Source organism: Sphingomonas sp. PP-F2F-A104-K0414, assembly GCF_004340945.1.
Classification (GTDB): Bacteria; Pseudomonadota; Alphaproteobacteria; order Sphingomonadales; family Sphingomonadaceae; genus Sphingomonas.
On sequence record NZ_SLYD01000002.1, the window covers coordinates 309,579 to 334,275 of the forward strand.

Genomic DNA, 24,697 nt, shown 5'->3' on the forward strand with positions numbered 1-24,697 from the left:
ATGCTCCGTGGTTGATCGTACGGAGATAGGGTTTAAGGCCCGTCGCGGCAAAGACCTCCCCCAGGAAACGCCGAGGAAGACGCACCGCATGACCATGGCCATCGCCCCCCGTTCGCGGAAAGTCCGCATTCTCGCGACGCTCGGCCCTGCCAGCAGCACGCCAGAGATGATCGCAACGCTGTTCCGCACCGGCGCCGACGCCTTCCGCATCAACATGAGCCACGGCGACCAGCAGTCGAAGATCGCCGTGATCCAGGCGATTCGCACGCTGGAAAAGGAATATGGTCGCCCTTCGACGATCCTCGCCGATCTCCAGGGGCCAAAGCTGCGCGTCGGCAAGTTCGACGGCGGACGGACCGTGCTCGAAACCGGCGCGACCTTCGTGCTCGATCGCGACCCGACGCCGGGCGATGCGACGCGCGTCGAACTGCCGCACGACGAGATCTTCGCGGCGATCGAGCCGGGCGCGCGCCTGCTGCTCGACGACGGCAAGCTCGTGTTGCGCGTCGTGTCGCACAGCCCGCGTCAGATCACGACCCGCGTCGAAGTCGGCGGTGCACTGTCGAACAGCAAGGGGCTGAACGTCCCCGACGTCGTGCTGCCGATGGCCGCGCTGACCGAAAAGGACCGCAGCGATCTCGACTTCGCGGTCGACCAGGGCGTCGACTGGATTGCGCTGTCGTTCGTCCAGCGCCCGGAGGATCTCTGGGAAGCGCGGAAGTTGATCGGCGGCAAGGCGGCGCTGATGGCAAAGATCGAGAAGCCGGCCGCGATCGAGCGGCTGGAGGAAATCGTCGAAGCGTGCGACGGCGTGATGGTGGCGCGCGGCGATCTCGGCGTCGAACTGCCGCCGCAGCAGGTCCCGCCGCTGCAGAAGCGCATCGTCGAGGTCTCGCGCCGGATGGGCCGCCCCGTCGTGGTCGCGACGCAGATGCTCGAATCGATGATCACCTCGCCGTCGCCGACGCGCGCGGAAGTGTCCGACGTCGCGACCGCGGTGTATGACGGTGCGGACGCGATCATGCTGTCGGCCGAGAGCGCGGCGGGTGCGTGGCCGGTCGAATCGGTGGCGATGATGGATGCGATCGGCGTGTCGGTCGAGGCGGATCCCGAGCACGGCGACCGGATGCACTTCACGGTGATGAAGCCCGATCCGACGACCGCGGATGCGCTGGCCGAAGCGGCGAAGAACATTGCGGCGACGGTGTCGGCGGTGGCGATCATCTGCTTCACGACGTCGGGCTCGACCGCCCGCCGGATCGCGCGCGAGCGGCCTTCGGTGCCGCTGCTGGTGCTGACGCCGAGCCAAGAGACTGCGCGCCGGCTTGGGCTGCTGTGGGGGACGCATGCGGTGCACACGCGCGACGTCGAGTCGTTCGAGGACATGGTGGCCAAGTCCAAGCGGATGGCGTTGCGGCATGGGATGGCCAAGGCTGGTGACCGGGTCATCGTGCTGGCGGGCGTGCCGTTCCGGACGCCTGGGTCGACGAATGTGCTGCATGTGGTGCGGATCGTCGGGGACGAGCTGAAGGGACATCACTCACAGGTTTGAGTTTGGGGGCTTGAACCGGCGGCGGGCGCGGCCTGCCGGTCGCTGCCGTGCAGATGCAGCCCTTTGATCGGGAAAGTGGACCCCGCCCCGATTGGCCCCCCGCGAAGGCGGGGGTCCAGGGTACCGAGCGCTACGGTACTTAGCTGGGCCCCCGCATCCGCGGGGGGACGGCCCTGGTGTCGACCGCATCCCGCCTCGCACCAGCACTACATTCAAGCTGGAGCACCAACGAACGCCACCCCTTCCCGGTCATGCCGGGCTCGCGGTCCGCGGGGTGTGCGGAACGGTGGCCCCGGCCTCCGCCAGGGTCGGGCTGTGAGGCTGGTGTGCGAACTAATCTAGGCTAGCGCTCGCTTCCCGAATACGCGATGTCGCCGGTAAGGACCGCACGGGAGGCGCGCACATGACATTACGCGAGAAGATCGGTTGGGGCGCACTCGCCCTGCTCGGAGCCTGCGCGCTCGCGGTCGTCGCATTCGAGCGCGGCGAGCATGTCAACGCGTTGTGGATCGTCACCGCCGCCGTCTCGGTCCAGTTGATCGCGTACCGGTTCTACGCTCGGTATATCGCGCGGCACGTCATGCAGCTCGATCCGTCGCGGCAAACCCCGGCTCTGCGCCGCGCCGACGGGCTCGACTATGTCGCGACCGATCGCAACGTCCTGTTCGGCCACCATTTCGCCGCGATCGCCGGCGCCGGGCCCCTCGTCGGCCCGGTGCTCGCCGCGCAGATGGGCTATCTTCCCGGCACGCTCTGGATTCTAGCCGGCGTCGTCCTCGCCGGTGCGGTGCAGGATTTCATGATCCTGTTCATCTCGATGCGCCGCGACGGGCGGTCGCTCGGCGAGCTGATCCGCATGGAGATGGGCGCGATCCCCGGCGTGATCGCGCTGATCGGTGCGTTCGCGATCATGGTCATCATCCTCGCGGTGCTCGCGCTGATCGTGGTGCGCGCGCTAGCCGGCAGCCCGTGGGGGCTGTTCACCGTCGCCGCGACGATCCCGCTGGCGTTCCTGATGGGTATCTACACGCGCTGGATCCGCCCCGGAAAGGTCGGCGAAGTCTCCGTGCTCGGCGTCATCGGGCTGCTCGCCGCGATCGTCTATGGCGGCACCGTCGCCGCGTCGCCGACGCTCGCGCCGCTGTTCACGTTGACCCCAGTCCAGCTCTGCGTGCTGATGGTGGGGTATGGCGCGGTCGCCTCCGTACTGCCGGTATGGCTGCTGCTGGCACCGCGCGATTACCTGTCGACCTTCCTCAAAATCGGCGCGATCGTCGCGCTGGCGATCGGTATCGCCGTCGTTGCGCCGCCGCTGCGGATGCCCGCGCTCACGCCGTTCATCGACGGCAGCGGACCGGTCTGGTCGGGTGGGCTGTTCCCGTTCCTGTTCATCACGATCGCGTGCGGCGCGGTGTCGGGCTTCCACGCGCTGATCGCCAGCGGCACCACGCCCAAGCTAATCGCCAGCGAAGGCGACGCGCAGTTCATCGGGTACGGCGCGATGCTGATGGAGAGCTTCGTCGCGATCATGGCGCTGGTCGGCGCGTCGATCCTCGATCCCGGCGTGTATTTCGCGATGAACAGCCCGGCGGCAGTGGTCGGCACCGACTTCGCGTCGGCCGCGACCGCGGTCACCGCGATGGGCTTCCCGATCACGCCGGAACTGCTCGCGCAGACCGCGAAGGACGTCGGCGAGACCACGATCGTCAGCCGCACCGGCGGTGCGCCGACGCTGGCGGTGGCGATGTCGGAGATCTTCAGCCACCTCGTCGGCGGGCAGGCGATGAAGGCATTCTGGTATCACTTCGCGATCCTGTTCGAGGCTCTGTTCATCCTGACCGCGGTCGATGCGGGGACGCGCGCCGGAAGGTTCATGCTGCAGGATTTGATCGGACTTGCGGTGCCGTCGTTCCGCAACGCATCGGCGATCGTGCCGGGGCTGATCGCGACCGCGTTGTGCGTGATCGCGTGGGGCTTCTTCCTGTATCAGGGCGTTACCGATCCGCTTGGCGGGGTGAATACGTTGTGGCCACTGTTCGGGATCTCGAACCAGATGCTTGCGGCGGTTGCGCTGGTGCTGGCGACGGTGGTGCTGTTCCGGATGAAGCGCCAGCGGTACGCGTGGGTGACGATCCTGCCCGCGGCGTGGCTGTGCCTGTGCACGATCACCGCCGGGCTGATGAAGCTGTTCGCGAGCGATCCGAAGGTCGGCTTCCTTGCGCATGCGTCGAAGTTCGCGGATGCGGCGGCGCGGGGTGAGTTGCTCGCGCCGGCCAAGACGATGGCGGAGATGCAGCGGATCGTGCTCAACGACCGGATCGACGCCGGGCTGTGCGCACTGTTCCTCGCAGTGGTGCTGTCGATCGTGTTCTTCGGCGTTCGCACGTGTCTCGCCGCGCTGAAGATCGACCGGCCAACCGTCACCGAAGTCCCGCCGCAACTGGTGGCCGCGGAATGATCCGCGCGCTCTACGCGAAGGTGCGCGAGACCGCCTTGCTGATGGTCGGCGTGCCGTCCTACGCCGCGTATTGCCAGCACATGGCCGAGCGGCATCCCGACCACGCGCCGATGGATGAGCGCACGTTCTTCCGCGATCGGCAGGAGGCACGATATGGCAGCAAGGGCGGGGGACGCTGCTGTTGACCGGCGTGCTTTCTACTGTCGCGCGACTCCGGGCGGCGACGGCGAGCGATCACGATGCGGTCGATGCGGGGTTCGGGCGCTACGATCTGACCGATGCAGACGATTACCGCGCGTTCCTGATTGCGCACGCCAAAGCATTGCCGGCGGTCGAGGCTTGGCTGGCCGCTATTCCGGGACTCGCGACGGTTCGATCGCGGGGGGCGGCGCTGGCCGAGGATCTTGCCGCGCTAGGTGAGGACATGCCCGCGCCGATGACGTTCGACGTTCCGGCGAGCGCTGCCGCCGGGTGGGGCGCGATGTATGTCGTCGAGGGGTCGCGGCTTGGCGGGATCATGTTGTCGCGGTCGGTGCCCGACGGGATGCCCTCGGCCTATCTCGGCGCCAAACATCTGTCGGGCGAGTGGCGCGCGTTGCTCGCTGCAATCGACGGGGAGACCGCCGACGAAGCCTGGGTCGAGCAGGCCATCGTCGGCGCAAAGGCGGCGTTCGAGCTGTATCGACGCGCGCCGGCCTGATCTCCCGGCCTGATCTCAGCGCAGGAGCTTCGGCGCTTCCTTGCGGATCATCTCCTGCACCTTGGCCGCGAACAGCCCGAGGATGCCGGGCAGGTCGACGACCGCATGGACGTTGGTCTCGAACACGGTGACCGCGCTGGCGATCGTCTGGCCCATCGCCTGGACGGTGAAGTGCAACGTGTCGCCGTCCCAGCGATGATCGGTCACCGACCCGCCCGGAATGCTGGCGCTGATCTTGTCGATCCCGCCATCCAGACGCGCGCGGACCGCCGCCTTGCCGAGCTGGTGGGGGACGTCGACGGTGATGGGGTTGGCCATAATATAGTCCTTAGGTCGCGAAAATCATGTCGTCGTTGGCGAACGCCTTGAACTCAAGTGCGTTGCCCGACGGGTCGTAAAAGAACATCGTCGCCTGCTCGCCGGGCTGGCCCTTGAAGCGGATGTAGGGCGCGATCCCGAACTGGACGCCGGCGGCGGTGACGCGTTCAGACAGCGTGGTCCAGTCTTCCATCGTCAGGACTACGCCGAAATGGGGCACCGGGACGGCGTGGCCGTCGACCGCATTGGCGACCGCGACGGGTTTGGCCGAAGGGTCGAGATGCGCGACGATCTGATGGCCGAACAGGTCGAAATCGATCCAGTGATCGCTGGAGCGGCCTTCGGGGCAGCCGAGCGTTGCGCCGTAGAAGGTGCGGGCGGCGGCTAGGTCGTGGACCGGGAAGGCGAGGTGGAACGGGCGTAGGGTCATGAGCTGAGGATAAGCCGTGGCCTGGGGTTCGTCGACCCGGGGATTTCGGTGGGGGATTTCCTCCACCGTGACGTCGGTGGCCATATCTTGTTCTCCCGCGAAGGCGGGAGCTAGGCTGGACTCCCGCCTTCGCGGGAGAACAAGTTTGGTGCAGGTGACCTTCCCCCATGCACCCTCCATCGCGCTCTTGCCGATCGGACGCTCGCCCATCCCCCTGCACCTCCCCGGCGAAGGCCGGGGTCCAGTTGGGGGACGTTGCTAACGGCGGACAGCGCTTCGTTACTACCACCTTTCCAACTGGGCCCCGGCCTCCGCCGGGGTGGTACCTCATGGGGGAGCCACAATGAATGCAACCGAAGGGCTCGATCATCCCAAACCGAAAACATTGCCCCACCCCCTCCGCCACGCCATAGCGCCAGCGTGACCCGCTACCCCGCCCTCGCCTGCCTCGTCCTTGGCGCGCTCGCCGCGACTGGGTTCGCCCCGCTCGATCTCTGGCCGCTGACGCTCGTCGCGTTCGCGCTGTGGATGAAGCTCGTCCACGACGCCCCCACCCTGCGTCGCGCACTCTGGCGCGGATGGGTGTTCGGGGTCGGGCATTTCACCGTGAACAACAACTGGTTCCAGCATGCGTTCGACTTCCAGGACGCGATGCCGCCGGTGCTCGGCTATTTCGCGGCGGTCGGGCTGGCGCTGTATCTGGCGGTGTTCCCGATGCTGGCAGGCGGGATCGCTTGGCGGGCCGCACGGCGCCCCGGCACCCCCGATGCGACGTTCGTGCTGGTCTTCGGCGCAGCGTGGATCGCGACCGAGTGGCTGCGCGCGACACTGTTCACGGGCTATGCCTGGGATCCGCTGAGCGTCGTCTGGTTGCCAGCAATAGGCGTCGCGCGGCTATCGGCCTGGATCGGCACCTACGCCTTGTCAGGAGTCACGATAGTCGCAGCGGGTGCGCTGCTGATGCTGGCCTCACGCCGTTGGACCCTGCCGGCGGTCGCGATCCCCGCGTTGAGTCTTGCCGGATTATCCGCGCTGTGGACCAATGCCCCGCCGCCAGCGCCTGGCACGCCTCTGGTCCGTGTCGTCCAGCCGGATATCGGCCAGGAAGACCGCAGCGAGACCGATGGCGAGCGCGTCCTTACCGCGCTCGAAAAGCTGTCTGGCCAAGGTGGCGCCACCCCACGCCTTGTCGTCTGGCCCGAGGGCGTCGTCCGCGATTACGTCGAGGATGGCTACCCGTTCTACGCCTATGGCTGGTCGAGCCCGCTCTACCTCCGCCGCCGGATGGCGCGGCTCCTGGGGCCCGAGGACATCCTGCTGATCGGCGGCACCGCGCTTGAGTTCAACGCCAAGGACCAGATCTCCGGCGCGGCCAATTCGGTGTTTGCGCTCGACGCGCAGGCGCGGCTGCGGGGGCGGTACGACAAGGCGCACCTCGTGCCCTATGGCGAGTATCTCCCGATGCCATGGCTGCTGAAGCCGCTAGGCCTTGCGCGGCTCGTGCCCGGCGATATCGACTTCACCTCCGGCAAGGGCCCCGCGAACCTGACGCTGCCCGGCTTCGGCTCGATCGGGATGCAGATCTGCTACGAGATCATCTTCTCGGGCGAGGTCGTCGATCGCGCGCACCGCCCCCGTATCCTGTTCAATCCTTCGAACGATGCGTGGTTCGGCAAATGGGGCCCGCCGCAGCACCTCGCCCAGGCCCGGATGCGCGCGATTGAGGAAGGGTTGCCGATCCTCCGCGCCACCCCGACCGGCATCTCCGCGATCATCGCCGCCGATGGCCGCCTCGTCGCGACCGTTCCGCATGAGACCGCCGGCGCGATCGAGCAGCCGATGCCATCCGCACTCCCCCCGACGCTATTCTCACGCATCGGCAATGCGATGGCGGCGATCGTCGCTGCATTGATGCTCGTTGCCGCGGCGATTAGCCGCTCGCGAGCAAGCGCGGTTGCCCTGCGCCGTCGCCAACGCTAGAAGGACATATAAAGCTTTCCTTATATGTCGCTCCCCGGACTGTCCTGGGCGAGCCTTTGCGAAGAGGTTTCATGCGCAAGTCCTTTCTCTTCACCTCCGAATCGGTCTCCGAAGGCCATCCCGACAAGGTCGCCGACCAGATCAGCGACACGATCGTCGACCTGTTCCTCGCCAAGGACCCGCAGGCGCGCATCGCCTGCGAGACGCTGACCACGACGCAGCTCGTCGTCCTCGCCGGTGAAATCCGCGGCAAGGGCATCTACGAGAACGACCAGTGGGCCGACGGCGTGCTCGAAGAGATCGAGGCTGCGGTGCGCAACACGGTCAAGGAAATCGGCTACGCGCAGTCGGGCTTCCACTGGGAAACGTTCCGCTTCGAGAACAACCTCCACGGCCAGTCCGCGCACATCGCGATGGGCGTCGACGAGAGCGGCAACAAGGACGAGGGCGCCGGCGACCAGGGTATCATGTTCGGCTACGCGACCGACGAGACCCCCGGCCTGATGCCCGCGACGCTGTATTACAGCCACAAGATCCTCGCCAAGATGGCCGAAGACCGCCACTCGGGCGCCGCGCCGTTCCTCGAGCCTGACGCCAAGAGCCAGGTGACGCTGTCGTACGAGAACGAAGTGCCGGTCGGCGCGACCGCCCTCGTCGTCTCGACTCAGCACGCACCGGGCTATTGCGAGAAGGGCGACAACGCCGATCCCGCCAAGTACGCTGTGCTGCGCGATTACGTCATGGGCGTGTTCAAGGACGTGCTCCCCGACGGCTTCATCACCGACGAGACCGCGATCTATATCAACCCGACCGGCCAGTTCGAGATCGGTGGCCCCGATGGCGACGCCGGCGTGACCGGGCGCAAGATCATCGTCGACACGTACGGCGGCGCTGCTCCGCATGGTGGTGGTGCGTTCTCGGGCAAGGATCCGACGAAGGTCGATCGTTCGGCGGCGTATGTGGCGCGGTATCTGGCGAAGAACGTCGTTGCTGCGGGGCTTGCGCGTCGCTGCACGATCCAGTTGAGCTACGCGATCGGTATCGCCGAGCCGCTTTCGGTGTATGTGGACACGCATGGCACGGGTACCGTGGAAGAGGCCAAGCTCGAGGCGGTCCTGCCGAAGCTCGTGCGCCTGACGCCGAAGGGCATCCGCGAGCACCTCAAGCTCAACGCGCCGATCTACAAGAAGACCGCGGCGTATGGTCATTTCGGTCGCGAGCCCGAGGGTGACATGTTCACCTGGGAAAAGACCGATTTGGTCGACGCGCTGAAGGCTGCCGTCGCCTGACCATCACGGTCCTTCCCCGCATAGGGAAGGATTACAGGATCCATAAAGCCTCGCCCGAGCGATCGGGCGGGGCTTTTTGCTGTTCAGCGTCATCGACCGCCGGCGCGGCGCTGTCCTCTTCACCGCGCAACGGACGATATTCCCCTACGTAATCAATGCCTTTTATCAAATTATAGCCGTTTCGCGACTATCTTGGATTAACCATTTCCGGCTAACGGAGGCGCCTCGCTTCTTCGGATACTGCTTATGCCCCGCCGCATACGATCATTAGTTGCTTCGCTGGGCGAGGAGGTGTCGGCGCATGCGCGGCAGTCGGAGGCGATCGCAGGGCGGACCAACCTGCTGGCCCTCAATGCGACGATCGAGGCCGCACGGTCGGGCGATGCCGGGCGCGGCTTTGCGGTCGTCGCGCAGGAAGTGAAGGCGCTGGCCGATCAGGCGCGCACCTCGTCCGCCTCATTCCGCGAACAGATCCTCGGGCGACTACAACAGGGCGCGGCGATCGCCGAGCAACTGGTCCGCGACGTCGAGGGCGGGCGGCTGGTCGAACTGGCGCAGTCGATCGCCGACACGCTGTGCCGCACGCTGTACGATCGCTCGATCGACATCCGCATGCTCGCCTCGGATCATTCGATCGGCGAGGCGATCCTGTTCCGCTCCGATTCGCCCAAGGTCGAGGCCAAGGCGCTCGAACGGCTGCGCGCGCTGCTCCGCTGCTCGCCCTATTTCCTCAACGCGTTCGTGGTCGATGCGACCGGCGCGGTGGCGGTCTGCGCGCATGACAATGCATCGGTCCGCGGCGTCAATTTCAGGGGCTATTCGCAGTTCGAACGCGCGCTGGTCGCCGATCTATCGCAGGAATGGTCGACCGACGATGTCTGGGAAAACCCCTGGTCGGATCGCCGCAAGGTGCTGGTCTATGTCGCGCCGGTCCGCTTCGACGACGCGACGATCGGCGTGTGCTATCTGGAATATGATTTCGAGGGGCAGGCCGCGACGATCATGGACGTGATCCGCAAATCGAGCTCGGGCGCGGTGGTCAGCATCGTCGATCCACAGGGCCGCGTCGTCGCCAGCACCGGAGCGTACGCCTATCACGCGCCGCACCCCTATGTGAAAGCCGGCGGCGCACCACGGATCGAGGCACGCGACGGACTGGTCGTCGCGCAGGCCGCAGTACCGTCCGATCACGGGTTTTCGGGACTCGATCTACGCTGCGTGATCGAGGATCACGTCGCCACCGACGACGAGATCGCCGCGATGATGCGCGCCCGTATGCGGGTCGGCTGAAACGCTCAGGCGGGCTCGGCGATGCCGGCGACCTGCCCCTCGACGACGGGCGCGACGCGGTCGAACACCGCGCTGACGAGCGCCTCCGCGATCCAGCCGACCGCAGCACCGACGACGAGGTCGGACAGATAGTGCTTGCCGTTGATCGGTTGCGCGGCGGCGACCATGCCGGTGATGATCGCAGCGGGCGCCCCTGCCCCGTCGATGTCGCGCGATACCGCGCGCGCGACCGCGACCGCACCGGCGGTGTGGCCCGACGGGAACGAGGTCTGGTCGTGATCGTCGCTGTCGCCCGGTTCGAACTTCGCCTTGCCGTCCTCGATCGCCTTTTCGGGGCGGGTGCGATCGACCGAACTCTTGATCGCGGATTTGACGAAGGTCGCCGCCGCATGTGCCGCGAGCATCCGCACGCCGCCACGGATCATGTCAGGGCGGCGCGCGATCAGGCCGATCACCGCGGTACCGATCGAGGTCGCGACAAGCTGTGGCTGGTCGCCGATCTCGGCCAGGAATCCGACCGCCTTGACCGCCGGCCGGTCGCGCTGTTCGGCGGCCTTCAGCGTCACGCCGCGATCCGCCGCCTCGACCGTCTTCGCGGCACGTTCGATCTCACCCATCAGCTCTCGTCCCGCCCGTTCATCTCACCGCGCACCTGCGCATGTGCCAACAGCGCGAACAACCCCGCACCGCCCAACAGGTTGCCGAGGATCGCCGGCAGCATCAGCTCGAACAGCGTCTGCACGACGCCGGTCTTGCCCGCGAACAGCAGCAGCCACGCCTCCACCGAGCCGACGATCGAATGGCTGAACCCGCCGATCGCGACGACATAGGTAACCGCCAGGATCACCAGGAACGACTGTTCGCGCGCATTGGGCAGCGACCAGGCGAGGATCGCGATCATGAACCCGGCGGGGATCGCGTTGACGAACGTCGCCCCGGCCGACAGCTCGGTGATCGCAACCGACACCTCGATCATCGCGGTCCGCAGTTCGCCGCCGCCGAGCAGCCCCGCCGCGATCATTCCGCCCGCCAGCGCCGTACCGAGCAGATTGGCACCGAGCACGATCGTCCACAGCCGCAGCGTGCGTCGCACCGCCCAGCCCGACGGCCGCGTCACCAGCGGCAACATCGCGGTGATCGTGCTCTCGGTGAACAGCTGCATCCGACCGAGGATGACCATGAGGAACCCGATCGGATAGCCGAGCGACACGACGATCGACCGCGACGGCGTATCGGGCAGCGCTGCGTGGAGCGCACCCTCGGCGATCAGCGAGCTCGCGATCGCCATGCCCGCCGCAAGGCCCGAAAAGAACAGCGACGAGACTGGCCGGTCGAGCTCGTCCTGCCCCTCCTCACGGACCGCGCGATGCAGATCCTGCGCATCGGCGGCCTTGAGGTCGTCGACGTCGTCCGGCGGTGGGGAGGAATCCGGTTTGGCCATTACGCCAGTGTAACGGCCCGCCGCGCGTTTCGGTCCCACCGGTCGCGCGGCATCACACGCCCGCCTTCGTCACGCGCCAAGGATCGGCGCGTGCGGACCGATCGATGAACGCGAGGATCTCGCTCAATCCCGGCTCGCGCAAGCCATCGAACGGCGCGCCACCAAGCGCCCATTGCGGGTTGATCCCCGGATCGAGCGTCAGCGCCTCGCCCCAGACGGCATGGAGATCGCCGAGTTCGGCATCGTCCCACGCCACCTCGTCCTCGGTCCGAGTGCGGCCGCGGGTCTTCGATTCGTGATGGATCAGCTCGATCTGCGGGCAATAGCGCACCCGATACCCCGCCGCGCGCGCGCGCAGGCAAACGTCGATGTCGTTATAGGCGATCGGCAACCGCGCGCAGTCGAACCCGCCGATCTCCGTCAGCACGTCGCGCCGCATCGCAAGAAAAGCGCCGGTCACCGCCGCCGCGTCGTGCTGGGTCACATAGCGCCCGCCGGGTCCTGAATCGTCGAACGCGGCATGACGCCCTTCGTGCAGCGGCAGGCCTTCGCCGGCACCGAGCACGATGCCGGCGTGTTGGACGGTCATGTCGGGATACAGAAGACGCGCGCCGACGATGCCCGTTTCCGGATCGGACAACAGCCGGTCGAGTTCGCTGTCCCACCCTTGCGTCAGCATCACGACGTCGTTGTTCGCGAACAGCAAAAGGTCGCAGTCCGCCGCCCGCGCGGTGGCGATCCCGAGCATGTTGGCGCGCGACCAGTTGAACGGCTCGTCCATGACGACGACCGCATGACCGGATCGCGTGGCGTAGTCGTCGAGCAAAGCGTGCGTCGCGGGCTCCCGGCTCCGGTTGTCGACAATGATCACGCTGATCCGGTCGGGCTGGTCTGCCACCGCGAGGAGACTGTCGACCGCCTCGGTCAGCATCGCCGCTTCATCGCGGGTAGGTATGACGATGGCGATGCGCGATCGCCGCGATGCGATCTGAGGTGCCGTGGCATCGATCGGTGATGCCGCCCCGCGTAGCTCCGTCGCGGCCGGTCTCTCCACCCCGTCGTCGTACAGCGATGCGAGGATCCGCGGAACATGCGCGACCGGCGATGCAGCCGCTCGCGCGGCATCGATCATCGCGGCCCGCAAGTCAGCCCCCGATAGCGTGTCGCCGTCGCGGGGCATTCGGAGGAGATCATTCCGCGCCGCGACGAGACGGGGCGGTACCGCTGCGCGCAAAGCCGAATCGTCGACACCGTAGAGTATCGGATCGGCATGACACTGACCGCGCGCCCAATGGCGTCTGACATGGTCGTGATCGCATGTGACCGCGGCCGCGCTCGACCGTGCCGCAGCATAGCGCAGCCAGGCCAGCGCATGGGGATGCAGAATGACGCCCGCATCGATGCTGACCAACAGCCCTGGTCGCAACGCATAACCACCATCGTCGTCGAACCCGATCCGTGGATCGGTGATCGTCATGCTGGCGACCGGATGGTCGGCGATTCCGGACGCATCCACCAGTCGTGCTACCCAGGACGGATCCGACTGGTCGAGCAACGCGGTCAGTGTCACGCGCACCGACGACGCCGTCGCCGCCCGACAATCGATCGCGAGTGTGATCGGCTCGCTCCCGTCGTCGGCCACCGCCGAGAGCGGCGGTGGTGGCCGTATCGCGACGTCGGATCGGAACCGGTCATACGCGGCCATCGGATAGGCCGATGTTCCGATCCAGGCCCGCAACGCCTCGTTCGCGCCCGCCAGCGCCTCCGCCACCGCATCGAGCCGGCGCCACATCGCCTGACGATCGATGGTCGCCGCGGGGATCAGATCGCGAGCGCCGAGATGGACAAGTTCGCCCAGCGCGGAGTCCAGCGTCGGATCGAGGCGCAGTGCCTGCGCATATGCCGCGACCGCCCCGGCACGGTCATCCTGCATCTTGAGCAGATGACCGAGCTGCAGATGCGTGTCGCCGCTGAACCGGTCGATCGACAACGCACGGCGATACGCGTCGCCCGCGGCCTGGATGCCACCCGATTCCTTCAGTGCATGACCCAATTGGACCCATAGTCCGGCGTTGCGCGGCTGGACGCGCACCACGGCGCGATACGCATCCGCCGCAGCCAGCCAGTCGCGGCGATCGCGCGCGGCATCCGCGCGTGCGACCAGCGCAGCGACCGCGTCATCGGATGCGATCACGAAACCCCGACGGCAACAGGCGCGAGTCGGTCCGATAGCCGTTCGGTGAACGCCTCCATCGTGAACATCGCCTCATAGACCGCGCGCGCCGGCCCCCGCACCGATTCGCGCAATGTGCGATCCTCGATCAGCCGGGTCAGCAGCGCGGACAGGTCGGCCGCGCGCGCGGTCGGATAGACGAAGCCCGACACCTCGTGCTCGATATAATCCGACGTCCCGGTACTGTCGCTGCACACGATCGTCTTGCCCAGCGCCAGTGCGTCGGACGCCACCAGCGGTAGCGGATCGTCCCGCGACGGGACCAGCACGATGTCGATGTCGGCCAGGCAATACCAATAGTCCGGATGCCCCTTTTCACCGTGAAAATGGATACCGTCCTGTCGCTGCCACGTGCGCCGGACCTTCTCCTGAAAATCGGGATCGTGATCGCGGCCAAAGAAATCGAGCGTGGCGTTTGCGCGCGTGCCGGGCGGGAGCATCGCAAAGGCCTGCGCGGCGATATCCTGGCCTTTGCGTGGTTCGAACGATCCGAACACGCCGATCCGGACGACGTCCGACCGCGCCGGTACGGGATACAAATCCTTTGGATCCGCTATCCCAGTCTCGAGCAAGCGCGAGGACACGCCATGCCGGCGCAGCGCCGCCGCGGTCCGCGTACTGACCGCGAGGATGTTACGCGCCGATCCCAGCACGGCGCGGAACCCGTCGGTGTCGCGCACCATCTCGTCGATCAGCCCGGATTCGTGAATGTACCAGCGCACTTCGGTCTCCGAATCGAGCTGTTTCACGGCGCGCCAACCGATGACGGTATTGACGATCACGGTATCGAAATTGCGCGCGAAATCACGGAAGCTCGCATGGTCGGTCAGCGCAAGTGCATCGATGATGACGGGAATATCGGCCTCGGCAAGACGGGCGCGCATCGGTCCGTCGGTCGGGCACGTGACGACGACGAATGCGCCCGACTGTTTCAGCGCGATCGCCATGTCCGCCGCGACGCGCGGGGCGCCGCTGTTCGTCAGGTCGTGCGATACGATGAGGATGTCGGGCCCGTCGCCAGCGTAGCGCAGTGTGGCGGGGTGGATCCGATAGGGTTCCTGCGAGTCGATGTAGCTGATCCCGCTCATCGTTGGCGGGAAATACGGATCGTCGGCGATCAGTGACGGAAAGCGCTTGAGCAGGAAGATATCGGCTTTGCTCTTCTTCCAGCGCGACCCCGTGGGCAGATCGGCATCGACGCCGATCGAGGCGCCGATCGAGGCATGGCCGATATGGATCAGTTCGGCATGCGGCGTATAGATTAGCCGGTATCCCGCCTCGCGAAGCCGCAGGCTGAGATCGACGCCGGAATGGGCGATGCCGACGTTCAGCGCATCCCACCCGCCAAGGTCCCGGAATAGCTCGGTCGGCATCGCCAAGCACGCGCCGCACAACAGGCCGACGTCGCGCGTCGATTGCGCCAGGTTGAAATGCGCTGCCGTATCGCGCGGAAAGGCGTGGAACGTCGTTCCCGTCAGTTGCCGCAATCCGACCGCCATGCCGGCATATTGAATGCGGCCATTCTCGTAGAGCAGCTTGGGGCTGACGCCGCCGACGCCGGGGCGGACGAGCTGCTCCAGCAGCGCCTCGATCCAGTCCGGCGTGATGACCAGAACGTCGTCATTGTGAAATACGACATAATCGCCCTGCGCGACCGCGGCACCGGCGTTGCATTTTGCGGAGAAATTATACGGTGCATCGAAGATCGCGAAGCGGATGCGCGGCCCGTCCATCCACTCGCGACACTGCGCCGCCGTCCGCGAATTGGTGACGATCACGATCTCGTATCGGGGATAGGCGGTCCATGCGACGATCGACATGACCGTCCGGACGATATGCGCGGCGTCGTCCGACGGGATGATGATCGAGACGAGCTGATCGAACGTCGCATAGTCCGCACGCGGGCGATTCGATGCCGGCAACGCGACCGCACGACCGGTCCAGCCGCGGCGATCCATTGCCGCCTGGACCGCAGCGATGTTGGTCAGCCGCGCCTCGGGCTTGCCACCACTGGCAGCAGACCCCTCGATCATCCGCCAGCCATACAGGACGTCGCGGATGTGCTGAACGGTCGGCGCGGTCTCCGAAATGCGGAGCGCAAGATCATAGTCCTGCGAGAAATCATACGCGCTGCGAAAACCGCCGACCGATCGGACGAGCGTCGATCGATAGACCGACAGATGCCCGGTATACATCACCGACAGCAGCAGCGCCGGACTCCAGTCGGGCTTGGTCAGCAGTTCGTCGGGCTGATCGTCGATCCCGATCTTGCACTCGTCGCTGTAGAGCCAGTCGGTGTCGGGTGACGCATCGATCCGCGCCGCGACGATTTCGAGCGCATCGACGGTCAGCATGTCGTCATGATCGAACAACGCGACATATGCACCGGTGGCGAGATCGAGCGCGCGGTTGGTCGCCTCCGCGATCCCGCCATTGCGCCGCGATGTGGCAGATTTTATCCGCGCATCGGCCGCGCAGAAGCGCGTGACGATGTCGGTCAACGCAGGTTCGCGCGAACAATCGTCGACGATGCACAATTCCCAATTGGCATAGGTCTGCGCGAGGACGGACAGGATCGCCCGCTCCAGATACACGACCGGCGAGCGGTAGATCGGCAGCAGGATCGAAATCGTGACCCCCTCGGTCACGGTTCCGACGCGGTCGTGATCGAGCCGGAACCGCCGTGCGAGATCGCGCTGACCGGTCCGGTAGCGGTCGAGCACCCCGCCGGCCGGAAAGCCATCGCTAACGCCGCGCGCGACATCGTGCAGCGGCAACACGCCGAACATCGTCACCACCTCGCTTGCGGTCGCGGCGGTCGCGGCGTGCAGATCGCGGACCACCGCATCGAACTGGTCGGGATCGCGACGCAACAGATCGAGCTTGGTCAGCGCGTACCGGTCGGGGGACGGCCTGCCTTCGCCGGTGGCGGTGTCGCCGAGCAGCCGTTGCACCACCTCGCTCGCGGCGGCGATCCGTTCGTCCGCAGGGCGTATCGACGCCAGGGGCAACGGCGGTGGGCGAACGCCGACGTCCGACGGCGCGAGCAGGTCGAAGGTCGCGCAGGCGAGGGCCTGCTTCCGGCCGAGGAAATGCACGTAGAGTTCGAGCGCGCTTTCGCCGCCGACCGGCGATCCGCCAAAGGTTTCGAGGATTCGACCGGTTTGCAGCCCGGCGATCGGCGCCACACCCGCGGCGTCGCCATAGTCCAGATAATGCGCGAACGTCGCGTCGCCCGCGGCCATGTCGGGCGTTGCCTCGCGGTAGCGCAGCGCATCGAACAACGGCGTTGGTCCGGCGCTCTCGTGCGGGGCATGCGTCAGATAGTGGATGATCGGTATGACGCCGGTCCGGGCCGCGGCGGGATGGTGTTCGCGGTACCAGTCACCAGCGAACAACGGATGCGGATCGAGCCCGTTCGGGCCGCCGATCTTGAGAAAATGATCGAGCGGGTTCGCGCCCGGCGGTAGTTCGCCCGTCACCTGCGAGCGATAGAAGCGGCTGTCGAACAGCCGATGCGGTTCATGGCCTTCGGCGGCGCCGACGGTCGTATAATGCCGTGCCGCATCCAGGTCTGCGCCCACCCCATAGCGCTGTCGGTACCAGTGCGCGTCGAACAGCGGCGAGGTCTCGATCGCATCACCGTGCCCGACGATATGGTCCGTCCTCGATGCGGCATCCGACACCTGGACATCAACCGCGAGGACGACCGGGTCGCGGGTCGGATCGGTGGAAAACGCGTCGCGTGCAGCCTCGATGTCGGCGGCGAGTTGCGGATCGCCGAGCTCGGTCGCCGCATCGGCATTGGCGTCGAGCGCATAGCCCGCGACATAGGCGAAACACGCGGCCGCCTGTTGGCCGCGCATCTTGTGCAGATGACCGATGTTGACGAGCAGGTCCGAATCGCGCGAATCAAGCCTGTAGGCGGCGTGATACGCCTCCATCGACGCGCCAAAATCGCGCACTTCCTTGAGCGCGTGCCCGAGTTGGACCTGGATGGCGAAATCGCCGGGAAAGGTCTCGAGATGACGACGATAGGCATCGATCGCCCCCGCCCAGTCGCGGATGTCGCGCGACGCATCGCCTGCGATCCGCGCCGGCGATCGCGCCGCGGATCCGGCCCCGGCTCTGGACGCAGTGCCCATCAACCGGCCGAAGCCCGTCCGAAATAAGTTGTTCATCGGTCTCTCTTATTTCGGGGCCTTAACCGCCCTACTATAAGATCAAGCCGCACGAAGGCCATAACCGATCAAAGTATAGTCGTACAATTTTGGGTCATATCCCCTTATAACGGGTGACGCATACATTCTTCATCGCTACGACCCCATAATGCAAAGTGCGTCATCCTCGCCGGCTAGTGCCACAGCACTTGAAATCGACATGGGTCCATTCGACTTTTGGCCACCCCGATCGAGCCGAATTCAAGGACTTGGCGGTTCCGAACCCTCCGAAGACCCGGCCTATGTCTTTCATACCCGCTATGTGTCGCTGGAGAGCAGCACGGTCCGCTGCTCGCTCGTCTTTACCGGGCTGACTGCAACGCTTGGCTCGATGATCGTTCGGGTCAACGCGTTGCCGCTCGACGGATCGCGCCCAGCGGAGACGATCAAGACCTGGCCGATCGCGGTGAAGGAGATCGTCGCGGCCGGCGGGACCATGCGGCTGACCTTCGATGCGGTCGACGGCATGCAATATGCGGTGCTCGGGCATCTCTATACCGAGACCGACGCCATCGCAGAGTCGTTCACGATCCTGCTCGACGCCGCCGTCCGCCAACCCCATTTCGAGCAACAGGTCGAGGCGGCGCGCAAGTCGATCTTCGGCCAACGCGTGTTCCGTCGCGCCTCGCGGTTGCTGGCACACGGCAAGGCGACGCTTGCCGATCCGGTATCGCAGACCTGCACCGCATCGCAGTTCAACGAGCCCGCCTATGACCAGTGGCTCGAACGTCTCAAGCTGGCGAAGCACCGCCATCGCAAGCAATGGGAATTCGTCTATATCCTGCAGACGCTCGAGCGTTACGGGATGCTCAAGGCGGGGGCGCGCGGTTTGGGCTTCGGTGTGGGCATCGAACCCCTGCCCGCAGCGATGGCGGCGATCGGATGCTCGATCGTCGCGACCGATCTTGCCGCCGACGACGTCCGCAGCCGCGACTGGAGCCTGACCAACCAGCATAGCGAAGGCCTCGACCAGCTTCGCTATCCCGAGATCTGTCCAAACGACGTCTTCGATCGCAACGTCGCGTTCCGCGTTGCCGACATGAACGCGATTCCCGCCGACCTGCGCGGGTTCGACTTCACCTGGTCGTCGTGCGCGTACGAGCATCTCGGGTCGATCGAGGCCGGTCTCGATTTCGTCCGCAACGCGGTCCAGTGCCTCAATCCGGGCGGGCTCGCGGTACACACCACCGAACTCAACCTCACCTCGAACGATGCGACGATCGATAGCGGCGGTACTGTCCTGTTCCGGCGTCGCGATTTCGAACGGCTCGCGGTCGATCTCGTCTCGCGCGGGCATTTCGTCGCGCAGATCAAATATGATCTCGGCGACACGCAGCAGGACGCCTATGTCGACGTGCCCCCCTATTCGGCGGACAACCATCTGAAGCTCGCGCTCGGTCAGTATGTCACGACCTCGTTCGGGATCATCGTCCGCCGCGGCGATCGTTGACGCGCGATGACGCCGGCGGATCAGGCCCGCGTCATCATGCCATCGCGACGACCGCGTCGATCGTCGCTTCGACCACGTCGATGTGCTGGCCCCAACTCACCGGCTGCCACCGCGCCATCCGGTCGAGTTGCGCGGCACGACGCGGCGATTCCGGTCGCGAATAGGCGATGACCGCCTCCAGCCACCCAAGACCATCGAGCGGATCGAGATAGTCGGGCGCCTCGCCGCCAACCTCCCGCAGTGCGGCGATGTCACTGCAGATCACCGGCAGCCCGGCGGCGAGCGCTTCGCTGACCGGCATGCCGAAGCCCTCGGCAAACGAGGGCAACAGCAAGGCCTGCGCGCCGCCGAGCACCGCCTGCATCTCGCGATCGGACATGTTCGACGCCTCGATCACATGGCCCGACACCGCGGCACAGCGCTCGATCATGTCGATCGCATTTTCATTTTCCCACCCGCGCCGGCCGATCAGCACAAGCTTCGGCGCCGCCGTGCCGAGCTTCTCGGCCAGCCTGCGCCAGACGTTGAGCAGCAACAGGTGGTTCTTGCGGGGCTCGATCGTCGCGACGCACACGAAATACGGACCGTCCGGAACCGATGACAGGATTGCCGGGCGAGCGGACGGGAGCAGCTCGACCGGGTCTGTCCCGAGATGCGCGACGCGGACGACACGCTCGCTACGTGCGTCGGTCAGATGCCGGCCGACCGCATCGATCGTCGCCGCCGAATTGCCGATGATCCCGCTGGCATGACGGTCGATCGTCCGCATGACGTCGCGATGCCGCGCGTGACCGTCGATCCGCGCGAACTCCGGGTGAGTCAGCGGGATCACGTCGTGGATCAGCGAGATCAGCCGTGCGCGTTCGCGTTTCAGGATGGCCGCGACCAAATCGATATCCTCGAGATGATGATGCGATGCCTGGAGATAGATGCGGTGCCGGTCATCGGTCGGCACCGGCCGTGGCCGTAGGGCCAGCAGGTGCCGGTTGGCGGCAGCCCGCACCGCATGCGGATCGAGAACGTCCGGGTTCCGCCATCGCGCGTCGGTAAAGCTGAGGAACTGCCGCACCGCCCCGACCGGCAATCGCCCATAATAGCCGCCCGCGGGATGCACCGCCGCAAACGCCAGTCGGTCCGGAATACGGTTGAGCAATTCGCGCGCATAGACGAACTCGACGCGATCGATCCCGGTCGGTGTCACATGATAGGATCGGCTCAGCAGCCGCGACAGATCGAGCACGACTTCCGCGTCCACGCTGGCGCGCCCACCAAGCCAACGCGGCACCAGAGTCCGGGTAAGCAGCATCGGCGCAAACGCGCGAAACGGCTTCAAACACCGTCCCCGTCATGCATGTCGGGCATATAGGGTCCACCGTCCGCGCCCCGGTCGGCGTGCACCGTGTCTACCGGCTCGCGGGTCAGGCGGCGTTCGGCGTGCCGTACGAGCATCGCGATACCTGCGTCGCTCAGATAGCCGCCGGGGATCAGGCAGCGATCGATCAGCACGCGCTTGAACGCATCATACAGCGCCGTGTCGACCGGCGGCGGATCGGCCCAGAAATTGTCCAGCGGTTCGCGCCGGACGATTCCTTCGATATCGTAGATCGCCTCGCCGAGCACTGCCACCGGCACGCCCGAGTTCAGCGCCAGCGTGCCGACCGTGCTGTTGACGGTGACGACCGCACGGGCCTTGGCAACCAGATCGGAGATATCGCCGTCACCGATATAAAAGACCCGATCGGCGACCTTGTACCGCTGTGCCTCGCGGCGGACGAACCGCCGCCAGCTCGACAATCCGCTGTCGAGCGGGTGTCGCTTGACGATCAGGTTGACCCCCGCCGGGGCCGACCGTGCAAAGCTCTTGATGATGAACCGCAGTGCCGCACGCATGTCGCGAAACGGCGAATGGACGCGGATCTGATAGTCCGAATTCAGTTGCAGCGGCAGCGCGAAATACGGGGTGTCGCGGATCGCCGCCATCAACGCGGCGGACCGCCTGCGCTCGCGGCGCTTGGTGACGAAATGCACTGCCCAGCCGAGCGCCTCGCTCAACATCGCGGCGGAGCGGTGCGATCGATAGAATGGATATAATGGCCGGGTCAGCGCGCTGAAAATCGTATAGCGGCTGGTCTCGCGCAACCGACGTGCGAAGCTCGATGGGACGGGTTCCACCGGAGGAAACCCCGACAGCCGGCCAGCCTGTTCGCGATACCAGTCGCCATCACGCGGCAATTTCGAGTTCCCGTTCACGCCGTCTTCTTGCAACGTCATGAAATCGGGGCGGATATAGCCTTCCTCGAAGACGTGGACGCGAATGCCACGCAGCTTGGCCATGCCGTGCGCAGAGGCGTGATGCGGCCTGCAATCGCCAAAGAGAATGACGTCGGTAACGAGATGATCGACGACAAAATCGTCGAAGAACAGCGGCCAGCCCTTTAGCGAGCTTCGATAATCGGTCGAGAATCCGCTCCAGTCGGCGCGATCGCCGCCATTCAGGTTGATCCGGCGTACCGCATGCCCCTGCATGGCCAGCGCGGACGCCAGCTGTTCGAAAAAGCCACCATGGGGTCCCTGCAGGAAGAGAAACGTCTGCTTGGCGTCGGTTGCTGGCGTCATCGAAGGCCTGTCGCGAGTACGATGCCCCGCCGCCGGACTCGTCCGAGTATCTGGCGCATCAGGATGAACGCGGTATCGGAGCGCCCCTGCCCCGCCGCGATGCGGGCAACGAGCGTTTCGACGTCACAGAATAGGCCGGTGACCGGATCGATATACCGCGGGTACAGGATCAGCGTGCCGGCAACGAGCTGATCGATCGTCAGCATCCGACGACGCCGGTCGGGTTGCTCGACAAGGTCTTCGGTAAGCCCCCAGCCGGAGAAAAAGGGGCGGCCATGTACCGTCACGGGGCGTCCACGCATCAGCGCCTCGAACCCGGTCAAGGATGTCAGCACATGGACGGCATCGACCCGTTCGACGAGCGACAGCAATGCACTGTCCTGGTCGATCCGATCGACCCATTCGGCGGCGGCCGACGGCGACACATGACCTTTTCGGTGGCCGGCGACGACATCGGGATGCGGTCGATAGACAATGAACGCATCGGGCTCGCAACGCCGTACGCGGGCCAGGAATTCGACGTTCGAGGTCACCCCGCCGCCGCCGCACAGCACCGAGCGATCGTCCTCGACCTGCCCAATCGCGAGCACGCACCGTCGATCGGGCAGCGGTGCGAACGCCCCCGCATCGATTCCGTATTTGCCGATATGAGAGTCGCAGATCATGCCGCGCAGGCGTCGTGCCCGATCGATCAGCGCATCGGAAAACGCGTGCGTCTGCAACAGGGTCTCCAGATCGCTTGGCTGTGCAGGATCGTAATAGACGCCGCACGTATCGATCGTCACCGAACTTGGCACGCGGCCATCGGCGCCAAGGCCGCTCGATCGCACAAAACCGTCCTCGACGATCTGAAGCGCGAGTCCCGCCGCTTGCACGTCGCGCGCGTAATCGGGCGGCATCCGCGACGCCCAGCCGGCGATTGCCCGCGACGATCGACGCGCCGAGGCTAGCGCCTTTTTCGCGGAGGCGGCATCCGGGCTCCGTCGCCCGTCCCACAGGAACCTGCCGATCGTGGTGCGCTTCCATCGCGCCATGCCGGTCATCACGCCGATTTTGCGGTTGGCGTCGAGCGTCCTGCGCCACCCTGCCAGCCGCGCGATCGTCTCGGCCAGCGTCGCGGGGCGATCCTCGAACGGATCGTGGCAGGCAAACGCGGTCAGCCGCTCCAGACAGGCATGTTCGATCCGCGCGGGATCGACGATCGCCCCGCCCGCGTCATGCACGGCTACATCCGACAGCCAGGCGACGATCGCCAGGTCGTCGTCGGGATCCGCGCACACCAAGCGACCATCCGCAACCTGCGTCCAGGGATCGTTCTCGCCGTCCCAGAACGCGCCGCCGACGCGCGCCATACGCAATGCGTCCAGCGCAAGACGCGCCTCTGCAAGACTGGGTGGAGTGCCGCCCGCCACGGTGATCGCCACCGGCGCCACCCAGGGAAAAGGTGGTGCGCGCAACAGCGGCAGGACGCTGGTCCTACGGTCGCTCGTCATGCTGCGTGACGACATGCCGCCGCGCTTAGCTCGCATGTTCCCGAACACCGGCGGCGACCAACCAGCCAAGGCCATACACCACCATCAACGCGATGAAGAGCGTGAGCAGCGACAGCGCGCGCTTGGGATATTCGGAGCGGACCGGCATGTTCGCGTCGACGATCCGGACGATGTAGAGTTGCTGGCGCACCGCCTGCTGGCGTGCCGCTTCGAAAGCCGCGGAGGCCGCGTCGTAGCGTTTCGACAGGAACCCCTGCTGCATGCGGAGGCGCTCGTAATCGCCCAGCCCGGCAGCGATCGCATTGCCGCCGCCCGCGAGCTTGGCGGATTGTGCCGCGACTTGGGACTGCAACGACCGCACTTGCTGCGACAGGGCCGCGTATTGCGGGTTGCGCGTGCCGATCAGGCTGACCGTCGTCGCCAGCTGCGACCGGGCGGCGGACAGTTCGGCTTGGAGTTTCGATACCAGGCCGATCTGCGCTTCGGCGGTCCCTTGCGGGTTCACGTCCCTGCTGTCCTGCCGAAAATCGGTCATCCGCGCTTGCACCTGGGACAGCGCCGCTTCGGATTCGGCGAGTTGCTGGTGCGACAGTTTGACCGCATCGGCATAGGACCGGACGTTCATCGTGTTGACCTGGCCTTCGCCCAATCCGAGCAGCTTGCGGGCGATGACATAGGCATCGACCGGCCGGAACGCGCGGACCTTCAGCGTCGTGATGCCGGTGTCGGTGTCGAAATGGACGTCGACCTGTTTGCGGTAATATTTGAGCAGCGCTTCGGGGGTCGGATCGGCGGTGGGCAATCGGCTCAGGCCGTCGGCCTCGGGGCGGCGGAACCGGGCGATCAGCGCGCTCTGCTTGCTCAGGGCATCGACCGCGTCGTGCGACAGCAGGAAGTCGGCGACGCTGTTGGCCTCGCCCTGGCCACCGCCGCCGCTACCGCTACCGCTCGCCCCGAGCAGCTTTTCCATGCTGGATCCGCTCGATGCCGGCGCGCCCTGCGCGCGCACCAGATAATGCGCTTCGGACTCATACTGGTCCGCGGCAAAGCCGTACAGATAGAGCGCGGCAGCCAGACACGGCAGCAGCACCACGACGAAGAACCAGCCATATTGCGTGCGGGCCTGACGCCATCGCTCCCCGAGGCTCGGCAGCGCCGCCGGTGCGGCGGTCGCCGGGGACATGAAACCGTGCACCATGATATTCTCCGAGGGTGGACCGCCAGTAA

The 24,697-nt window shown here is 66.1% G+C and carries 18 protein-coding genes; 8 read left to right on the top strand and 10 right to left on the bottom strand.

Going from position 1 to position 24,697, the window contains the following annotated elements; translation table 11 throughout:
- Positions 1–88 precede the first annotated feature (88 nt).
- The 4 genes from pyk (at position 89) to C8J46_RS05660 (ending at position 4,710) form a co-directional block, all read left to right on the top strand.
- Complete coding sequence (gene pyk / locus C8J46_RS05645; protein WP_132736082.1) at positions 89–1,552, top strand: pyruvate kinase; 1,464 nt, start codon at positions 89–91, stop codon at positions 1,550–1,552.
- A gap of 403 nt (positions 1,553–1,955) precedes the next feature.
- Positions 1,956–4,010 (top strand): carbon starvation CstA family protein, encoded by a 2,055-nt coding sequence (locus C8J46_RS05650; RefSeq protein ID WP_132736084.1) that lies wholly within the window; start codon positions 1,956–1,958, stop codon positions 4,008–4,010.
- Positions 4,007–4,195: a YbdD/YjiX family protein gene (locus C8J46_RS05655; RefSeq protein ID WP_107963169.1), complete on the top strand. Its 189-nt coding sequence runs from the start codon at positions 4,007–4,009 to the stop codon at positions 4,193–4,195. The genes C8J46_RS05650 and C8J46_RS05655 overlap by 4 nt, the downstream gene beginning before the upstream one ends.
- Positions 4,192–4,710, top strand: coding sequence for a biliverdin-producing heme oxygenase (locus tag C8J46_RS05660; protein WP_132736087.1), 519 nt, complete (start codon positions 4,192–4,194; stop codon positions 4,708–4,710). The genes C8J46_RS05655 and C8J46_RS05660 overlap by 4 nt, the downstream gene beginning before the upstream one ends.
- Positions 4,711–4,725: 15 nt before the next feature.
- Here C8J46_RS05660 and C8J46_RS05665 read toward each other — a convergent pair whose 3' ends face one another.
- Together C8J46_RS05665 and C8J46_RS05670 are read right to left on the bottom strand one after the other, a co-directional pair.
- Positions 4,726–5,028: a polyhydroxyalkanoic acid system family protein gene (locus C8J46_RS05665; protein WP_132736089.1), complete on the bottom strand. Its 303-nt coding sequence runs from the start codon at positions 5,026–5,028 to the stop codon at positions 4,726–4,728.
- Between the two features lie 10 nt (positions 5,029–5,038).
- Entirely contained in the window at positions 5,039–5,458 is a 420-nt protein-coding gene (locus tag C8J46_RS05670) for a VOC family protein (protein WP_132736092.1), read from the bottom strand.
- 420 nt (positions 5,459–5,878) lie between these two features.
- Here C8J46_RS05670 and lnt point away from each other — a divergent pair, with 420 nt between their 5' ends.
- The 3 genes from lnt to C8J46_RS21390 all read left to right on the top strand — a co-directional run bounded on the left by lnt (position 5,879) and on the right by C8J46_RS21390 (position 10,017).
- Entirely contained in the window at positions 5,879–7,438 is a 1,560-nt protein-coding gene (lnt, locus tag C8J46_RS05675; protein WP_132736094.1) for an apolipoprotein N-acyltransferase, read from the top strand.
- 71 nt (positions 7,439–7,509) lie between these two features.
- Complete coding sequence (gene metK, locus C8J46_RS05680) at positions 7,510–8,727, top strand: methionine adenosyltransferase (RefSeq protein ID WP_056484924.1); 1,218 nt, start codon at positions 7,510–7,512, stop codon at positions 8,725–8,727.
- 246 nt (positions 8,728–8,973) lie between these two features.
- Positions 8,974–10,017, top strand: coding sequence for a methyl-accepting chemotaxis protein (locus C8J46_RS21390; RefSeq protein ID WP_132736097.1), 1,044 nt, complete (start codon positions 8,974–8,976; stop codon positions 10,015–10,017).
- Between the two features lie 5 nt (positions 10,018–10,022).
- Here the strand turns inward: C8J46_RS21390 and C8J46_RS05690 are convergent, their stop codons facing one another.
- The 4 genes from C8J46_RS05690 to C8J46_RS05705 are packed head-to-tail and all read right to left on the bottom strand — an operon-like array spanning position 10,023 to position 17,872.
- Positions 10,023–10,634: a phosphatase PAP2 family protein gene (locus tag C8J46_RS05690; protein WP_132736099.1), complete on the bottom strand. Its 612-nt coding sequence runs from the start codon at positions 10,632–10,634 to the stop codon at positions 10,023–10,025.
- On the bottom strand, positions 10,634–11,458 hold the full coding sequence (locus C8J46_RS05695) for a formate/nitrite transporter family protein (protein WP_132736102.1): 825 nt from the start codon (positions 11,456–11,458) through the stop codon (positions 10,634–10,636). The genes C8J46_RS05690 and C8J46_RS05695 overlap by 1 nt, the downstream gene beginning before the upstream one ends.
- Positions 11,459–11,510: 52 nt before the next feature.
- Positions 11,511–13,652 (bottom strand): glycosyltransferase, encoded by a 2,142-nt coding sequence (locus tag C8J46_RS05700; protein ID WP_132736104.1) that lies wholly within the window; start codon positions 13,650–13,652, stop codon positions 11,511–11,513.
- Positions 13,649–17,872 carry a glycosyltransferase gene (locus C8J46_RS05705; RefSeq protein WP_132736107.1) on the bottom strand — a complete coding sequence of 1,408 codons (4,224 nt, stop codon included), beginning with the start codon at positions 17,870–17,872 and terminating at the stop codon, positions 13,649–13,651. Before C8J46_RS05705 ends, C8J46_RS05700 begins: the two co-directional genes overlap by 4 nt.
- Positions 17,873–18,071: 199 nt before the next feature.
- On the opposite strand from C8J46_RS05705, the gene C8J46_RS05710 reads away from it, so the two are divergent.
- On the top strand, positions 18,072–19,361 hold the full coding sequence (locus tag C8J46_RS05710) for a class I SAM-dependent methyltransferase (protein WP_165886467.1): 1,290 nt from the start codon (positions 18,072–18,074) through the stop codon (positions 19,359–19,361).
- A gap of 34 nt (positions 19,362–19,395) precedes the next feature.
- On the opposite strand, the gene C8J46_RS05715 is transcribed toward C8J46_RS05710, so the two are convergent.
- From C8J46_RS05715 to C8J46_RS05730, 4 genes are read right to left on the bottom strand one after another with little or no spacing between them, the layout of a single operon-like run.
- On the bottom strand, positions 19,396–20,667 hold the full coding sequence (locus tag C8J46_RS05715) for a glycosyltransferase family 1 protein (protein WP_132736858.1): 1,272 nt from the start codon (positions 20,665–20,667) through the stop codon (positions 19,396–19,398).
- A gap of 23 nt (positions 20,668–20,690) precedes the next feature.
- On the bottom strand, positions 20,691–21,977 hold the full coding sequence (locus C8J46_RS05720; RefSeq protein WP_132736112.1) for a capsular biosynthesis protein: 1,287 nt from the start codon (positions 21,975–21,977) through the stop codon (positions 20,691–20,693).
- On the bottom strand, positions 21,974–23,470 hold the full coding sequence (locus tag C8J46_RS05725; protein WP_132736861.1) for a beta-3-deoxy-D-manno-oct-2-ulosonic acid transferase: 1,497 nt from the start codon (positions 23,468–23,470) through the stop codon (positions 21,974–21,976). The genes C8J46_RS05720 and C8J46_RS05725 overlap by 4 nt, the downstream gene beginning before the upstream one ends.
- A 25-nt stretch (positions 23,471–23,495) precedes the next feature.
- The gene (locus C8J46_RS05730; RefSeq protein ID WP_207894112.1) at positions 23,496–24,668 is read right to left on the bottom strand and encodes a lipopolysaccharide biosynthesis protein; all 1,173 of its coding nucleotides are present in this window, start codon (positions 24,666–24,668) and stop codon (positions 23,496–23,498) included.
- Positions 24,669–24,697: the final 29 nt, after the last annotated feature.

What these genes read in the sequence shown, in the direction of transcription:
- pyk (WP_132736082.1), top strand. Translation starts at nt 89, where the DNA reads ATGACCATGGCCATCGCCCCCCGTTCGCGGAAAGTCCGCATTCTCGCG.
- C8J46_RS05650 (WP_132736084.1), top strand. Translation starts at nt 1,956, where the DNA reads ATGACATTACGCGAGAAGATCGGTTGGGGCGCACTCGCCCTGCTCGGA.
- C8J46_RS05655 (WP_107963169.1), top strand. Translation starts at nt 4,007, where the DNA reads ATGATCCGCGCGCTCTACGCGAAGGTGCGCGAGACCGCCTTGCTGATG.
- C8J46_RS05665 (WP_132736089.1), bottom strand. Translation starts at nt 5,028, where the DNA reads ATGGCCAACCCCATCACCGTCGACGTCCCCCACCAGCTCGGCAAGGCG.
- C8J46_RS05670 (WP_132736092.1), bottom strand. Translation starts at nt 5,458, where the DNA reads ATGACCCTACGCCCGTTCCACCTCGCCTTCCCGGTCCACGACCTAGCC.
- metK (WP_056484924.1), top strand. Translation starts at nt 7,510, where the DNA reads ATGCGCAAGTCCTTTCTCTTCACCTCCGAATCGGTCTCCGAAGGCCAT.
- C8J46_RS21390 (WP_132736097.1), top strand. Translation starts at nt 8,974, where the DNA reads ATGCCCCGCCGCATACGATCATTAGTTGCTTCGCTGGGCGAGGAGGTG.
- C8J46_RS05690 (WP_132736099.1), bottom strand. Translation starts at nt 10,634, where the DNA reads ATGGGTGAGATCGAACGTGCCGCGAAGACGGTCGAGGCGGCGGATCGC.
- C8J46_RS05695 (WP_132736102.1), bottom strand. Translation starts at nt 11,458, where the DNA reads ATGGCCAAACCGGATTCCTCCCCACCGCCGGACGACGTCGACGACCTC.
- C8J46_RS05705 (WP_132736107.1), bottom strand. Translation starts at nt 17,872, where the DNA reads ATGAACAACTTATTTCGGACGGGCTTCGGCCGGTTGATGGGCACTGCG.
- C8J46_RS05710 (WP_165886467.1), top strand. Translation starts at nt 18,072, where the DNA reads ATGGGTCCATTCGACTTTTGGCCACCCCGATCGAGCCGAATTCAAGGA.
- C8J46_RS05715 (WP_132736858.1), bottom strand. Translation starts at nt 20,667, where the DNA reads ATGCTGCTTACCCGGACTCTGGTGCCGCGTTGGCTTGGTGGGCGCGCC.
- C8J46_RS05720 (WP_132736112.1), bottom strand. Translation starts at nt 21,977, where the DNA reads ATGACGCCAGCAACCGACGCCAAGCAGACGTTTCTCTTCCTGCAGGGA.
- C8J46_RS05725 (WP_132736861.1), bottom strand. Translation starts at nt 23,470, where the DNA reads ATGACGAGCGACCGTAGGACCAGCGTCCTGCCGCTGTTGCGCGCACCA.
- C8J46_RS05730 (WP_207894112.1), bottom strand. Translation starts at nt 24,668, where the DNA reads ATGGTGCACGGTTTCATGTCCCCGGCGACCGCCGCACCGGCGGCGCTG.